The sequence below is a fragment of the Streptomyces sp. SudanB182_2057 genome (assembly GCF_964272715.1).
GTDB lineage: Bacteria > Actinomycetota > Actinomycetes > Streptomycetales > Streptomycetaceae > Streptomyces > Streptomyces rubradiris.
The window spans coordinates 6,609,350-6,623,905 of sequence record NZ_OZ186798.1 but is presented as its reverse complement, the minus strand read 5'-3'; the positions used below and the strand labels follow the sequence as shown (position 1 = coordinate 6,623,905).

The 14,556-nt window shown below is 76.1% G+C and carries 13 protein-coding genes; 5 read left to right on the top strand and 8 right to left on the bottom strand.

Features of this window, described 5'->3' with window-relative positions; all coding sequences use genetic code 11:
* Positions 1-222: 222 nt before the first annotated feature.
* Positions 223-1,395, top strand: coding sequence for an alpha/beta hydrolase family protein (locus ACSURM_RS29405; protein WP_436958810.1), 1,173 nt, complete (start codon positions 223-225; stop codon positions 1,393-1,395).
* A gap of 6 nt (positions 1,396-1,401) precedes the next feature.
* Here ACSURM_RS29405 and mycP read toward each other — a convergent pair whose 3' ends face one another.
* On the bottom strand, positions 1,402-2,580 hold the full coding sequence (gene mycP, locus ACSURM_RS29400) for a type VII secretion-associated serine protease mycosin (protein WP_436958808.1): 1,179 nt from the start codon (positions 2,578-2,580) through the stop codon (positions 1,402-1,404).
* Positions 2,577-4,037, bottom strand: a complete 1,461-nt coding sequence (locus tag ACSURM_RS29395; RefSeq protein WP_436958807.1) for a hypothetical protein — start codon at positions 4,035-4,037, stop codon at positions 2,577-2,579. Before ACSURM_RS29395 ends, mycP begins: the two co-directional genes overlap by 4 nt.
* A gap of 273 nt (positions 4,038-4,310) precedes the next feature.
* On the opposite strand from ACSURM_RS29395, the gene ACSURM_RS29390 reads away from it, so the two are divergent.
* Positions 4,311-5,513, top strand: coding sequence for an amino acid deaminase/aldolase (locus ACSURM_RS29390; RefSeq protein ID WP_436958806.1), 1,203 nt, complete (start codon positions 4,311-4,313; stop codon positions 5,511-5,513).
* Positions 5,514-5,519: 6 nt separating this feature from the next.
* On the opposite strand, the gene ACSURM_RS29385 is transcribed toward ACSURM_RS29390, so the two are convergent.
* Genes ACSURM_RS29385 through ACSURM_RS29375 form a run of 3 tightly spaced genes read right to left on the bottom strand, consistent with a single transcriptional unit; the run spans position 5,520 to position 9,054 of the window.
* On the bottom strand, positions 5,520-6,311 hold the full coding sequence (locus ACSURM_RS29385) for a 3-oxoacyl-ACP reductase (protein ID WP_436958805.1): 792 nt from the start codon (positions 6,309-6,311) through the stop codon (positions 5,520-5,522).
* Positions 6,308-7,681, bottom strand: coding sequence for an aldehyde dehydrogenase family protein (locus ACSURM_RS29380; protein WP_436958803.1), 1,374 nt, complete (start codon positions 7,679-7,681; stop codon positions 6,308-6,310). The genes ACSURM_RS29385 and ACSURM_RS29380 overlap by 4 nt, the downstream gene beginning before the upstream one ends.
* 11 nt (positions 7,682-7,692) lie before the next feature.
* Positions 7,693-9,054, bottom strand: a complete 1,362-nt coding sequence (locus tag ACSURM_RS29375; RefSeq protein ID WP_436958802.1) for a glutamine synthetase family protein — start codon at positions 9,052-9,054, stop codon at positions 7,693-7,695.
* A 96-nt stretch (positions 9,055-9,150) separates the two neighbouring features.
* Here ACSURM_RS29375 and ACSURM_RS29370 point away from each other — a divergent pair, with 96 nt between their 5' ends.
* On the top strand, positions 9,151-9,888 hold the full coding sequence (locus ACSURM_RS29370; RefSeq protein ID WP_436958801.1) for a FadR/GntR family transcriptional regulator: 738 nt from the start codon (positions 9,151-9,153) through the stop codon (positions 9,886-9,888).
* Between the two features lie 109 nt (positions 9,889-9,997).
* Positions 9,998-10,684, top strand: coding sequence for a gamma-glutamyl-gamma-aminobutyrate hydrolase family protein (locus tag ACSURM_RS29365; RefSeq protein ID WP_436958800.1), 687 nt, complete (start codon positions 9,998-10,000; stop codon positions 10,682-10,684).
* On the opposite strand, the gene ACSURM_RS29360 is transcribed toward ACSURM_RS29365, so the two are convergent.
* The gene (locus tag ACSURM_RS29360) at positions 10,668-11,618 is read right to left on the bottom strand and encodes an aminoglycoside phosphotransferase family protein (RefSeq protein WP_436958799.1); all 951 of its coding nucleotides are present in this window, start codon (positions 11,616-11,618) and stop codon (positions 10,668-10,670) included. The two genes, ACSURM_RS29365 and ACSURM_RS29360, sit on opposite strands and share 17 nt — an antisense overlap.
* Positions 11,619-11,774: 156 nt before the next feature.
* Positions 11,775-12,698 (bottom strand): LysR family transcriptional regulator, encoded by a 924-nt coding sequence (locus ACSURM_RS29355; protein WP_436958798.1) that lies wholly within the window; start codon positions 12,696-12,698, stop codon positions 11,775-11,777.
* 70 nt (positions 12,699-12,768) lie between these two features.
* Between ACSURM_RS29355 and ACSURM_RS29350 the strand changes: the two genes are divergently transcribed.
* The gene (locus tag ACSURM_RS29350; protein WP_436958797.1) at positions 12,769-13,914 is read left to right on the top strand and encodes a TDT family transporter; all 1,146 of its coding nucleotides are present in this window, start codon (positions 12,769-12,771) and stop codon (positions 13,912-13,914) included.
* Here ACSURM_RS29350 and ACSURM_RS29345 read toward each other — a convergent pair.
* On the bottom strand, positions 13,826-14,554 hold the full coding sequence (locus tag ACSURM_RS29345) for a helical backbone metal receptor (protein WP_436958796.1): 729 nt from the start codon (positions 14,552-14,554) through the stop codon (positions 13,826-13,828). The two genes, ACSURM_RS29350 and ACSURM_RS29345, sit on opposite strands and share 89 nt — an antisense overlap.
* Positions 14,555-14,556: the final 2 nt, after the last annotated feature.

The following is a 14,556-nucleotide window of genomic DNA, read 5'->3' as shown; positions in this document are numbered from 1 at the left end:
CCGACCCTATCGGGGGCCCGGCGGGTACGGGCCGCCGGGCCGGTACGGGGCCGGGAACCCCGGGAGCGGGACGGGAGCCGGGCAGCCGCGAGGCGCCGGGCGCCGGGGGCGCGGCGAGGCCCTTACGTCAACTCTTTTAGACTCCGGGGCAGTTGATCTTCAGCAGGCCGGACGCCGGCGTTCTCCTCATCGTGCCGGGAGTCCGGTCGTGGAAGGAGCGCGGTGCCTCCCGTACGTCCGTCTCGCCGTTCCCTGATCGCCGGTGGCCTCGCGGCCGCCGCGGCCGTCTCGCTGCCGGCGCCCGCGTACGCCTCGGCGTCCGGCCCCGTCCCCCTCCGGCTGGCCGGCCCGACCGGGCCGTTCGCGGTGGGCGCGGTCGAGCTGCACCTGGTCGACCGGTCGCGGACCGACCCCTGGTCGGGCCTGCCGCGCGAGCTGATGGCGACCGTCGCCTATCCGGCCGTGGACGTCCGGGACCGCCCGCGGCTGCCGTGGCTGCCGCCGGGCGCCGAGCGGGCGCTGAAGGCACGGTACGGCGGTGCGCTGGACGGCTACGCGATGCCCCTGACGCACGGCGCGGAGGGGGCGCCGGCCCGGCCGGGCCGGTACCCGGTGCTCCTGTACTCCCCGGGCGCGGCCTCGGACCGCACGTTCAACACCCTGGTGGTCGAGGAGCTGGTGTCCTGGGGGTATGCCGTGGTCACGGTCGACCACCCCTACGACTCGGGTGAGGTGGAGTTCCCCGACGGCCGTGTGGTGCTCTCCGTCGGCGAGGACAGCGAGGAGGAGGTCGTCGCCGCGGTCGCGGTGCGCGCCGCCGACCTGCGGTTCGTGCTCGACCACCTCACCGTCCCGGCCCGGGGTGGTGTTCCCGGCCCCGGACGGCGGCGGCTCCCCCGCGGGCTGCGCGCCGCCCTCGATCCGACGCGCGTGGGGGCCTTCGGCCACTCCCGGGGCGGTGCCGCGGCGGCGGCCCTGATGGACCTGGACCACCGGGTGCGGGCCGGCGCCGACCTGGACGGCACGGTGTTCGGCCCCGTGGTCGGGCGCGGCCTGGACCGGCCGTTCCTGCTGATGGACACGGCGGAGCACGACGGCCTGGTCAAGGACCCGCACTGGCCCGAGTTCTGGCGGAACCTGCGCGGCTGGCGCCGCTGCCTGCGGCTCGCCGACGCCGGGCACCTGTCCTTCAGCGACATCGTCGCCCTCGCGCCGCAGCTTCCGCCCGGGCTGCCGTTGCCGGTCGGCACGGTCCCCGCGGACCGGGCGGTGGCGGCCGTACGGGCCACGGTGCGGGCCTTCTTCGACCTCCAGCTGCGCGGCCGGCCCGACACCGGACTGCTGCTGCGGGGCGCGTCGGCACGCCACCCGGAGATCGGGTACGTCGCCGGATAGCGGATCTCAGGGCCGCCGGCCGCGGCTGCGCCACAGGAGCGCCCCGGCCGCCAGGAGGACCGCGCCCGTGCCGGCCGCGAGCGGGGCCGCCCAGTCGGCGGTGGTGTCGGCGGCCTCGGGGGCGTCCGGGCCGGAGCCGAAGTACTTCTCGCCGTACGACGCGGCGTGCAGGCGGCGCGGTTCGAGGCGGGCGGCGGCCTCCAGCGCCGCCGCCGGGTCGATCATGCCGAAGCCCCGGGAGTCGTCCCGGCCGCCGGCCGGGGCGTCCCGCGCGGTGTCCTCCAGCAGCTTCTTGATCTGGGCCGGGGCCAGGTCCGGGTACACCGACCGGATCAGGGCCGCCGCCCCGGAGACGAAGGCGGAGGCCGCGCTGGTGCCCCAGCCCGCGTAGTACTTGTGGTCGGGGTCGGCGATGACGACGTCGACGCCGGGCGCGCTGACGGCCGCGTACCAGCGGCGGGTGGAGAAGGCGGCGCGGGTGCCGTACTTGTCCACGGCGGTGGCGGCGATGACGCCCGGGTAGGCGGCCGGGTAGGAGACGTGGTCGCCCTTGTCGCCGCCGTTGCCCGCGGAGGCGACGACGACCACGCCCTTGCCCAGGGCGTACTGCACGGCCTCGTCCTCGCCGGGTTCGGGGTGGGCCGAGTTCGAGTCGTCGCCGAGGGAGAGGTTGATGACGTCGGCGCCGTGGTCGGCGGCCCAGCGGATGCCGTCGGCCAGGGCGGTGCCGCGGGTGGTGCGGGCCTTGGCGCGGGCCGGGTCGCCGTCCTCCAGGATCACGCGGACCGGCAGGATCTTCGCCTCCGGGGCCACGCCGAGGACGCCGTCGGCGTTGCCGGGGCCGTGGCCGTGCCCGGCGATGATGCCGGCCATGGCGGTGCCGTGCCGGGCCCACAGGCGCTCGCCGGGCCCGGCGCCGAAGCCGATCATGTCCTTGCCGGGCAGCACGTTCCCGGCGAGGTCCGGGTGGTCGGACTCCACGCCTGTGTCAAGGACGGCGACGGTGACGCCCCGGCCCTCGGTGGTCCGCCAGGCCTGCTCCAGGTGGAGCGCGGTCAGGGCCCACTGCTGGGCGCGCAGGCCGTCGGCGTGGGCCGGGGCGGCGGGCAGCAGGGCGAGGGAGCCGGTGAGCAGCAGGCTCGCCACGGCGGCGAGGGCCCCGCGGCGGCCGGTCGGTCGGGTCATGCGGACTTCTCCGTGGCCGTGCCGATGGTCTTGCGCAGCCGCCGTTCGACGCGGTCGGCCAGCCCCTTGGCCTCGTTGCCGAGGCCGGCCTGGGCCGGTGCGGTGGCGGCGCCGGTACGGACGGCGTCGGCGGCGGGCTGGGGCTCGTCGACGGTACGGCCGTCGGCCCAGCCGGAGACGGCGTACGCCACCACGGGGGCTTCGGTGAGGACGGAGAGGGTCCAGGAGGCCCGCTGCCGGTCGCCGAAGCCGGCGGCGGCCGTGCCGGGGGCGGCGTAGGGCCGGGGCATCAGGTCGGGGCGCCGGTCCAGGCGTTCGGCGCGGAAGCGGGCGGCGAGCGCGGACATGGCGGCGGGGTCGGCCTTGGTGAACAGCAGGCCGACGGTGGTGACGTGGCTCTGGGTGGCGTCGGTGTAGGTGGCGCGCAGCAGCCGTCGGCAGCCGACCGGGGCGAGGGCCCGGGCCAGCAGCGGGTCGAAGGCGTGGGCGCAGTCGCCGTCCGGGGCCACGGCGATGCGGGTCCAGGTGCGGTCGGCTCCGCCGGGGCCGGCCCCGGTGCCCTGGACGGTGGGCGGGAAGAGCCGGTCCACGGGCACGCTGTGCCACAGGGTGCCGGCGGCGGTGTACGCGGTGCGGGCGGCGTCGTCGTCGCCGTCTCCGGCGAGCCGGCTCCCGGCGGCGGCCCCGCCGATGAGGCCGAGGCCGAGGACGAGGCAGGCGGCGGCAGCGGCGGTGCGCGGCCCGACCCGGGGGCGGACGCGCGCGCCGGACAGCTCGGGTTCCGCGAACGACACGAGGGGCCGGTCGGCCGGCGCCGCGCTCCAGGGGCGGCCCGGGCCGGGCACGCCGGACCGTCCCGGCTCCCACGCCCGTACTCCGGTCGGGGGCGCGGCGGGTGACGGTGCGTCAGCGGAGGCGGGCGGGACGGGCCGGAGCCGCCTGGTCGTCTCCGACGCCGGCTCGGCCGGAGCGCCCTGCCGGGGCGCCTCCCGCCGGGGCGGCTCCGCACCGGACCGTGGCCCGGCCCCCGCCGCCCGCGCCGCCTGGGCGGCAGGCCCGGTGACGGTCCGCGAGGCGCTCGCCCCGGCCGTTCCCACGGGCGTCCGGGCGGGAGCCGGCGCCTGCCCGGCACGGCCGCCGGAGCGCACCGCGCCGCCCCCCGCCGGCCCGCCGCCCGCGCTCGGCGGTACGTCGGGGAAGCGGGCCGACGCGGGCGGCGGAGGCGGGCTCACCGGGTCGGGGGCCTCGGGTACCGCCGCGGGACGCGGGGGCCGTACGGCGCGCGGGGTGAAGACCGACGGCTCGTCGTCGGGATCGTCGGCCGGGCGGGGGGCCGTAGGCGTGGACGGGCGCGGGACCGTACCGGCGGTCCCCGTGTCGGGGCGGGCCGTGCCCGCGGCGGGGGGCGGGGCCGAGGGGCGGGGCGGTACGGGGGTGTGCCGCGCCTCCGTGCTCATGCACCCCCCGTTTCCTCGTGCCCAGGGCCGTTTCCTTCGTACGCGGGCCGTCCGCCGTCCGGCCGCGCCCGGTGCGCTGGTTCCTCCCGGGCACGCATACCCGTACGGCCGGACGGGCATCCCGGTTCACCTGGTGTGCCGGGCGCGGTCCGCCGTACGTGCGCGTCACTCTACGGCTTGCCGGGGGCCCGGACGGAACCGGTCCGCGCGCCCGGGGCATCTGCCCGGAACGTCCCCCTACCCTGCGGTAATCCTCTCTGGCAGGCTTCCGCCATGACTGCGCCTGCCGCCGCCCGGGCCCGTTACGACCGGGCCACCGCCCATCTCGACGCCCCCCTCGCGATCGTGGACCTGGACGCGTTCGACGCCAACGCGGACGACCTGCTGCGCCGGGCCGGGGGCAAGCCCGTGCGGGTCGCCAGCAAGTCGGTGCGCTGCCGGGCCCTGCTGGAGCGGGTCCTGGCCAAGGACGGCTTCCGGGGCGTCATGTCGTTCACCCTGGCCGAGTCGCTGTGGCTGGCGCGGTCGGGGTTCGAGGACGTGCTGCTGGCCTATCCGTCCGCCGACCGGGCGGGGTACGCCGAGCTGGCCGCCGATCCGAAGCTCGCGGGTGCCGTCACCGTGATGATCGACGATCCGGCGCACCTGGACCTCATCGACGCGGCCCGCGACGGCGGGCGCGAAGTCGTCCGGGTCTGCCTGGAGCTGGACACCTCGCTGCGGCTGCTGGGCGGCCGGGTGCGGATCGGCGCCCGGCGCTCGCCGCTGCACTCCCCCGCCCAACTCGCCGAGCTGGCACGCTCGGTGGCCCGGCGGCCGGGTTTCCGGCTGGTGGGGATCATGGCGTACGAGGGACATGTCGCCGGGGTCGGGGACGCGGTGGCGGGGCGGCCGCTGCGGTCCCGGGCGGTCCGGCTGATGCAGGCCGCCGCCCGGCGGGAACTGGCCGAGCGGCGGGCCGCGGTCGTCCGTGCGGTGCGGGCCGTCGCCCCGGACCTGGAGTTCGTGAACGGCGGCGGCACCGGCAGCGTGCAGCACACCGCCGCCGAGGAGGCGGTCACCGAGATCGCCGCCGGTTCGGGGCTGTACGTGCCGCGTCTGTTCGACAACTACTCCTCCTTCACCGGCCGTCCGGCCGCCCTGTTCGCGCAGCCGGTGGTCCGGCGGCCCGGGGTGGGGGTGGTGACCGTGCTCGGCGGCGGCTATCCGGCCTCCGGTGCCTCCGGGCCCGACCGGCTGCCGGTGCCGTATCTGCCCGAGGGGCTGCGGTACGACCCGCAGGAGGGCCCCGGGGAGGTGCAGACCCCGCTGCTCGGCTCGCCCGCCGACGACCTGCTCATAGGCGACAAGGTGTGGTTCCGGCACGCCAAGGCGGGCGAGCTGTGCGAGCGGTTCGAGGCGCTGCACCTGATCGAGGGGGACACGGTGGCCGCGACCGTGCCGACCTACCGGGGTGAGGGGCACACCTTCCTGTGAGGCGTCCTACAGGGGGGTGACGTAGGCGCCGGTGAGGCCGCCGTCCACCAGGAAGTCGGTGGCGTTGACGAAGGAGGAGTCGTCGCTGGCCAGGAAGGCGACGGCGGCGGCGATCTCCTCGGCCTCGGCGAACCGCCCGGCGGGGATGTGCACCAGGCGGCGCGCGGCGCGCTCGGGGTCCTTGGCGAACAGCTCCCGCAGCAGCGGGGTGTTGACCGGGCCGGGGCACAGGGCGTTGACCCGGATGCCCTCCCGGGCGAACTGCACGCCGAGTTCGCGGGACATGGCGAGGACTCCGCCCTTGGAGGCGGTGTACGAGATCTGGCTGGTGGCGGCGCCCATCCGGGCCACGAAGGACGCGGTGTTGATGATGGAGCCCTTGCCCTGGCGCCGCATGTAGGGGATGGCGGCCTTGCAGCACAGGTACACGGAGGTGAGGTTGACCTCCTGGACGCGCTTCCATGCCTCCAGGCCGGTCTCGAGGATGGAGTCGTCGTCGGGCGGGGAGATGCCGGCGTTGTTGAAGGCGACGTCGACGCTGCCGTAGGTGTCGTAGGCCGCCTGGAACAGCGCCTCGACCTGTTCGGGGTCGGTGACGTCGGTCTTGACGAAGAGTCCGCCCACCTCCCCGGCGGCGGCCTTGCCGGTGGTCTCGTCGATGTCCGCGCAGACCACGTGGGCCCCTTCGGAGGCGAGGCGGCGGGCGGTGGCGAGGCCGATGCCGCTGCCGGCCCCGGTCACGACGGCGGTACGGCCGGTCAGGCGGCGGCAGACATGGTTCTCGGTGGTGGCGGTCACTTCTCGGGGCCCTCCGTGCTGATGAAGACGTTCTTGGTCTCGGTGAAGGCGGTCAGGGCGTCGGGGCCGAGTTCGCGGCCGAGGCCGGACTGTTTGAAGCCGCCGAACGGGGTCCAGTAGCGGACGCTGGAGTGGGAGTTCACGGACAGGTTGCCCGCGCGGACGGCCTGGGAGACGCGCAGGGCGCGGCCCAGGTCCCGGGTCCAGACCGAGCCGGACAGGCCGTAGGGGGTGTCGTTGGCGAGGCGGACGGCGTCCTGCTCGTCGGTGAAGGGGAGCAGGACGGCCACGGGGCCGAAGATCTCCTCGCGGGCCGCCCGGCCGTCGGGCCGCTCGGCGGTGAGGACGGTCGGCGGGAACCAGAAGCCGGGGCCGTCGGGGGCGCTGCCGCGCAGGGCCGGGGCGTCGTCGGGGACGTAGGACCGTACGCGCTCCCGTTGCCGTGCCGAGATCAGCGGCCCCATCTGGGTCTTCTCGTCGGCCGGGTCGCCGACGACCACGGCGGCCAGCGCGTCGGCGAGCAGCGCCCGGGCCTCGTCCAGCACGCTCTCCTGGACCAGGAGGCGGGTGCGGGCGCAGCAGTCCTGGCCGCAGTTGTCGAGGAAGGAGAAGGGGTCGAGGGCGGCGGTGAGGTCGGCGTCGGCGAAGACGACGTTGGGGCTCTTGCCGCCGAGTTCGAGGGTGACCGGTTTGACCAGCCGGGCGCAGCGTTCCATGACCTCGCGGCCGGTGCGGGTGGAACCGGTGAAGACGATCTTGGCGACGTCCGGGTGGTCGACCAGGGCGCGGCCGGCGGTGGTGCCGTGGCCGGGCAGCACCTGGAAGAGGTGTTCGGGCAGGCCGGCCTCCAGGGCCAGGGCGGCGAGGCGGAGCGCGGTGAGCGGGGTGGCCTCGGCGGGCTTGAGGACGACGGCGTTGCCCGCGGCGAGCGCCGGGAAGGAGCCCCAGGCGGCGATCGGCATGGGAAAGTTCCAGGGGGCGATGACGCCGACCACGCCGAGGGGTTCGTGGAAGGTGACGTCCCAGCCGCCGGGTGCCGGGATCTGCCGGCCGAGCAGGCGTTCGGCGCCGCCGGCCGCGTACAGGAGCAGGTCGCGGGCGTTGCCGGCCTCCCAGCGGGCGTTGCCGAGGGTGTGGCCGGCCTCGCTGACCTCCAGCCGGGCGAGTTCCTCGGTGTGGGCGTCGACCACGTCCGCGAAGCGGCGCAGCAGCCGGGCCCGGTCGGCGGGGGCGAGGGCGGCCCAGGTCCGCTGGGCCCGTACGGCCCGTGCGACGGCGGCGGCGACGTCCTCCTCGCTCGCGGCGGGGACGGTGGCGACGATCTCCTCGGTGGCGGGGTTGAGGACGGTCAGCTCGTTCGGGTCGGACACGTGGTGACCTTTCACAGGCGTTCGAAGGAGCGGCGCAGCTCCCAGTCGGTGACCGCGGCGTCGAAGGCGTCCAGCTCGACGCGCGCCATGTTGCGGTAGTGCGCGACCACTTCGTCGCCGAAGGCGGCCTTGGCGATCGGGCTGTTCTCCCACAGCTCGGCGGCTTCCCTCAGGGTGGTCGGGACGTGTTCGAACCCGGCGGTGTAGGCGTTCCCGGCGCAGGGCTCGGGCAGTTCGAGCCCGTGCTCGACGCCGTACAGGCCGGCCGCGACCAGTCCGGCGACGGCGAGGTGGGGGTTGACGTCGCCGCCGGGGAGCCGGTTCTCGAAGCGCAGGGAGCGGCCGTGGCCGACCACGCGCAGGGCGCAGGTGCGGTTGTCGTGGCCCCAGGCGACGGCGGTGGGCGCGAAGGAGCCGGGCTGGAACCGCTTGTAGGAGTTGATGTTGGGGGCGTACAGGAGGCAGAAGTCGCGCAGGGCGGCGAGCTGTCCGGCGAGGAAGTGCCGCATCACGTCGGACATGCCGCCGTCGGGGCCGGCCATCGCGTTGCGGCCGTCGGCGTCGGCGAGGGAGAGGTGGATGTGGCAGGAGTTGCCCTCGCGTTCGTTGTACTTGGCCATGAAGGTGATCGAGACGCCCTCCTGGGCGGCGATCTCCTTGGCGCCGGTCTTGTACAGGGCGTGCTGGTCGCAGGTGCGCAGGGCCTCGGCGTAGCGGAAGGCGATCTCGTGCTGGCCGGGGTTGCACTCGCCCTTGGCGGACTCCACGGTGAGGCCGGCGCCGGCCATGTCGTTGCGCAGCCGGCGCAGCAGGGGTTCGACGCGGCCGGTGCCGAGGATGGAGTAGTCGACGTTGTACTGGTTGGCGGGGGTCAGGCCGCGGTAGCCCGCGTCCCAGGCCGCCTCGTAGCTGTCCTTGAAGACGATGAACTCCAGCTCGGTGCCGGCCTGGGCGGTGTAGCCGAGGGCGGCGAGCCGCTCCAGCTGGCGGCGCAGGATCTGGCGGGGCGCGACGGCGACCGGGGTGCCGTCGTTCCAGGCGAGGTCGGCCAGGAGCAGGGCGGTGCCGGGGTGCCAGGGGACGCGGCGCAGGGTGGCGGGGTCGGGGCGCATGGCGAAGTCGCCGTAGCCGCGCTCCCAGGAGGACATCGCGTAGCCGTCGACGGTGTTCATCTCGGGGTCGACCGCGAGGAGGTAGTCGCAGCCCTCGGTGCCGTGGTGGAGTACCTCGTCGAGGAAGAAGCGGGCGGCGAACCGCTTGCCCTGGAGCCGTCCTTGCATGTCGGGGAAGGCCAGGACGACGGTGTCGATCTCACCGGCCGCGACGAGGGCGTGCAGCTCCTCGACGGTGAGCGGGGGTGTGCGGTCTGCCACGGGAGAGCCTCCTTCGGCGTCAACGCGCTGTTCCCGGCCGAGCCGGGAGCCATAAGGTATTGCCGGGAACCATTGGTTGGGAAGGGGGCACGGCGGATGGCACGGGAGGCGGGCCCGGACACGCCTCAGGACCGGCTCACCGCGGTGCTGCGGCCGGTGCGGGCGGGCAACGGCTTCGAGGAGGCGCTGGAGCAGATCCTCCAGGTCGTCCGGCTGGGTCTGGTGCCGGACGGCGGGCGGCTGCCGGCCGAGCGGGAGCTGGCGGAGCGGCTCGGGATCAGCCGGGTGACGCTGCGCGAGGTGCTGAAGGTGCTCCAGGACCAGGGGCTGGTCCGGGCGCGGCGCGGGCGGTACGGCGGAACGTTCGTGCTGCCGCGTCCGGACGTGGGCGGCGAGGACGAGCTGCGGCGCCGGGTGGCCGGGGTCGACATCGAGGACGTGCTGCGCTTCCGCGAGGTGCTGGAGGTGGGCGCGGCCGGGCTGTGCGCGGCGCACGGGCTGTCCGGGGAGCGCGCGCGGCGGCTGCGGGACGCGTTGGAGCGCACCCGCGAGGCCCCGCTCGCGGACTACCGGCGGGCGGACACGCTGCTGCACCTGACGCTGGCCGAGCTGTGCGGCTCGCCGTCGCTGGCCGAGCGGTACGCGGCGGTCCGGGCCACGGTGAACGACCTGCTGGACTGCATCCCGCTGCTGGTGCGCAACCTGGAGCACTCCCAGCGGCAGCACACCGCGCTGGTGGAGGCGGTGCTGGAGGGGGACGCGGACGGGGCCCGGGAGGTGATGCGCGAGCACTGCGCCGGCACGGCGGCCCTGCTGCGGGGCTTCCTGACCTGACCCGGCCACACAAAGGTTCGACCGAACACCTTTACCTAGGCGCTCTTGAAGCGGGCGCCCCGATCGAGCACGGTGGAAGCAGGACCGCCGGGTTCCCGTGGAGGACCGCATGACGGCACGGCCGCTGATCGGCGTGAGCACGTACCTGGAGTCCGGCACGCGCTGGGGGGTGTGGGAGCTGGAGGCGGTGCTGCTGCCGGCCGCGTATCCACGGCTCGTCCAGCGGGCCGGCGGGCTGGCGCTCCTGCTGCCGCCGGACGCGCCCGAGCGGGCCGCCGCCGCACTGGCCCCGCTGGACGGGCTGGTCGTCGCGGGCGGCCCGGACGTCGACCCGGCCCGCTACGGCGCCGAGCGCTCCCCGCGCACCGGGCCGCCCGCACCCGAGCGGGACGCCTGGGAACTCGCGCTGATCGAGGCCGCGCTGGCGACGGGGGTGCCCCTGCTCGGCGTCTGCCGGGGCATGCAGCTGCTGAACGTCGCCCTGGGCGGCACGCTGGTCCAGCACCTGGACGGGCACGCGGAGAAGGTCGGCGTGTTCGGCGGGCACCCGGTGAAACCGGTACCGGGGACGCTGTACGGCGGGATCGTCCCGGAGGAGCTGACCGTGCCGACGTACCACCACCAGGCCGTGGAACGGCTCGGCGCCGGGCTGGTCCCCTCGGCCTACGCGGCGGACGGCACCGTGGAGGCCGTGGAGCTGCCCGCGGACCGGGGCTGGGTGCTCGGCGTGCAGTGGCACCCCGAACAGAGCGAGGACCTACGGGTCATGCGCGCCCTGGTCACAGCCGCTTCCTGAGCCACGCCAGGGCGGCGCCGCCCTGGGCCCGCTGAAAGGCCCGCAGGGTGGGCAGCCCGGGCGGGTCCGGCCGCAGCGAGCCGCGCAGGAAGTAGCCGGCGAGCGCGGCCAGCGCCGCGGTCACGGCGGCCGGGTCAGCGGCCCGGCCGAGCGGGTGCGCGGTGAACACCTCGTCGGGGTCCGGTCCGCCCTGGGCCCGTACGCACGGCAGCATCACCAGCAGGTCGAACCAGGGCGCGGCGCGCAGGGCGTGCGGCCAGTCCACGAAGACGACGCCACCGTCGTCCCCGAGCAGGATGTTGTCCGCGCGCAGGTCGCCGTGGGCCAGGGTGTCCCCGGACGCGCCGTTCGCCCACCCGGCCTCCAGCGCGGCGAGTTCCGGCAGCCGGCCGGCGGTCCACTCCCCGAGGCGGTCCCGTACGTCACCGGCCTCGCCGTCGGCCAGCCGGCGCCAGCCGGAGAAGTCGTCGGCCAGGGCCTCGGCGACGGGCGGGGCGTCGACCTCCGGGGCGTCGGTGCGGGCGAGGGCCGTCACGGCGTCGAGCACCCGGCGCAGTTCCGCCGGCCGCCAGGGCACGTGCGGCTGGCGGCCCGCCACCTCCTCGAAGACCAGCGCCACCCAGGTGCCGTCGTCGTACGAGCCGAGCAGCCGGGGCGCGGGCACGGTGGCCGGCAGCGCGGCGGCGTGCCGGGCCTCCTCGCGGTGCAGGCCGGGGCTGTGCGGGTTGGTCTCAGCGCTCACCGCCTTGACGAAGGCGGTGCGGCCGGCCGCGGTGCGGACCCGGGCCGCCACGCCCGGGGAGAAGCCGCCGGGCTGGGTCACGGCGCGTACCACCGGCGCGCCCAGCACGTCACCGACGGCGTCGCGGACGACGGCCGGGAGGGTCTCCCAGGGGGCGCGGACACCGGAGGCGGGTGGGGCGGTGAGGGTCATGCACAGCAATGGTGTCGGGGGCCGGGGGGTTCGGCCACCTCTTTTTTGGGGCTGGGTGGGTTGGGGGCGGAGCGCGTCATAGGGGCGTGTTGTTGTTCGCCGGGTGCGGGTGCGTCGTGGCTGAGCGCGCCGTTCCCCGCACCCCCCTTCCGGGGCTCACGCTCGTGTCAGTGACAGGAGTTCTCTTGCCGGGCCTGTGGGGCGGTGGCCGGTGGGCCAGACCGCTCGGAGGGCGCGGCGCAGGGGGACGCCCTCCACGGGGATGCTGACCAGGCGGCGCAGGGACAGTTCCTCGCCCACCGCCAGTTCGCTGAGGACGGAGGGGCCCGCGCCGCTGACCGCCGAGGCCTTGACCGCCGTGGTCGAGGACAGCTCGATCAGGGGGCGGGCCAGACCGCCGAGCGCCGCGTCCAGGACCTGGCGGGTGCCGGAGCCGCGCTCCCGGAGGATGAGCGGGGTGGACGCCAGCTCCTCCGCCGTCAGGGGCCGCCGGCGCCGGGCCCACGGGTGACCGGGCGCGGTGACGACGATCAGCCGGTCATGGGCGATGACCGTGGAGTCCAGGCCGGTCGGCACGTTCAGCCCCTCCACGAACCCGAGGTCCGCCTCCCCGGTCAGCAGCAGCTCCGCGACCTTCGCCGAGTTGCCCGCGAGCAGCGAGACGGCCGTGTCGGGCCGCTCGGCGTGCAGCGCGAGCAGCCAGCCGGGCAGCAGGTACTCGGCGATGGTCATGCTGGCCGCGACCCGGAGCCGGGAGTCGCGCCGGTCCCGCAGCGCCCGCGCGCCCGCGTCGAAGGCGGCCGCCGCCTCCACCACCCGGCGGGCCCAGTCCGTGACCAGGGCGCCCGCGTCGGTGAGCCGGGAGCCGCGCGGGGAGCGGTCGACGAGGGCCACCCCCAGCTGCCGTTCCATGGAGCGCAGCCGGCTGCTCGCGGCCGGCTGGGTGATGCCGACCTCGCGGGCCGCCGCGCCCAGACTGCCCAGCCGCGCCACCGCGAGCAGCAGCTCCAGCGCGGCCAGGTCCGGCACCCGGTGCGCCAGAGATTCCGTGCGTTCCCGCTGTCCCTCGGCCCTGCTCATAAGACCAGCTTATGCCCTCATAGACGGGAACTCCCTGGTCAGGGCGGAATCACTGGGACATCGTGAGCGCATGGTCACCGCAGCCCAGCCCCGTACGCCATCGGTCAGACACCTCGGCCCCAACTGGTACGCCTCCGTGATGGGCACCGCCATGGTCGGCTCCGCCGGGGTCGCGCTGCCCGCGCCGGCGAACGGGCCGCGCGCCGTCTTCGCCGCCGTCTGGCTGCTGTCGCTGCTGCTGCTCGTGGCCCTGCTGGCCGCCCGCGCCGTGCACTGGGCCCGCCACCGCGACCAGGCCCGCGCCCACCTCCTCGACCCGGCCATGGCCCCCTTCCACGCCTGCCTGGCGATGGCGCTGCTGTCGGTGGGCGGCGGCGCCCTGACGGCCGGCCGGTTCCTGATCGGCACCCGCGCCGCCGTCGCCCTGGACACCGTGCTCTACACCGCCGGTACGGCGGCCGGGCTCGGTGCCGCCGTCGCCGTGCCGTACCTGCTGGCCGTACGGCACCGGGCCGAACCCGGCCAGGCCAGCCCGGTGTGGCTGCTGCCGCTGGTCGCGCCCATGGTGTCGGCCGCGGTCGGCCCGTCTCTGGTGCCGCACCTGCCGCCGGGGCAGCCCCGGGAGACCCTGCTGCTGGCGTGCCTCGCGCTGTTCGGCGCGAGCCTGCTGGCCGTGCTGCTGATGCTGCCGCTGGTGTTCGCCCGGCTGATCACCGCCGGCCCGCTGCCGCTCGCGCTCACCCCGACCCTGTTCCTGGTGCTCGGCCCGCTCGGGCAGTCCGCCACCGCCACGGGTGTGATCGCGGACGCCGCGCCCGGGGTCGTACCGGCCCCCTACGACCGCGGCCTCGCGGTCTTCGCCGTGCTGTACGGCGTGCCCGTGATGGGGTTCGCGCTGCTCTGGCTGGCGCTGGCGACCGCGCACGTGGTGCGGGCCCGGCGGCACGGGATGGGCTTCGCGCTGACCTGGTGGGCGTTCACCTTCCCGGTGGGCACCTGTGTCACCGGCGCGGCCGCCCTGGCCCGGGACACCGGCCTGGCGGTGTACGAGGCGCTGGCCGTCGGTCTGTACGTCGTCCTGGTGGCGGCCTGGCTCGCGGCGGCCCGCGGCACCGCGCGCGGCCTGCTCAGCGGCGAGCTGCTCGCAGCGCCCCGGCCAGCACCCGTGGTGCTCGCGTCAGGGACGGGCCGTACCACGTCAGGTGCCGTCCGCTGACCAGGGCGCAGGGCAGGCCCGGAAATGCCTCGGGGCCGTCGTCGGCGGTGAAGCGGTAGGGCTCGTCGGGCAGGACGACCAGGTCCGGGGCCGCCGCGCGCAGCTCGGCCGCCGGGACGCGCGGATAGCGGTCGGGGTGGCCGGCGTAGAGGTGGTCCACGCCGAGGCGGGCCAGGACGTCACCCGCGAAGGTGTCCCGGCCGAGGACCATCCAGGGCCGACGCCAGACGGGCACCACCGCGGTCGTGCGCTCCGCGGGCTCGGGCAGCGCCGCCCAGGCCCGCTCCGCCTCGTCCAGCCAGCTGGGCCGGCCGGGGGCGCCGCACGCGGTGAGCACCCGGTCCAGCTCGGTGAAGGCCTGCGGCACGCCCCGCACCTCGGTGACCAGGGCCTCGATGCCGGCCGCGCGCAGGGCGTCGAGGTCGGCGGCGCGGTTCTCCTCCTCGTTGGCGATCACCAGGTCCGGCGCGAGGGAGACGATCCGGTCCACCCGCGGGTTCTTCGTGCCGCCGATCCGGGCGACGTCCAGACCCGCCGGGTGGGTGCACCAGTCGGTGGCGCCCACGAGGGCGCCGGGCAGGGTCACCGCGACGGCCTCGGTCAGGGACGGGACCAGGGAGACCACCCGCGTCACGCCCACCG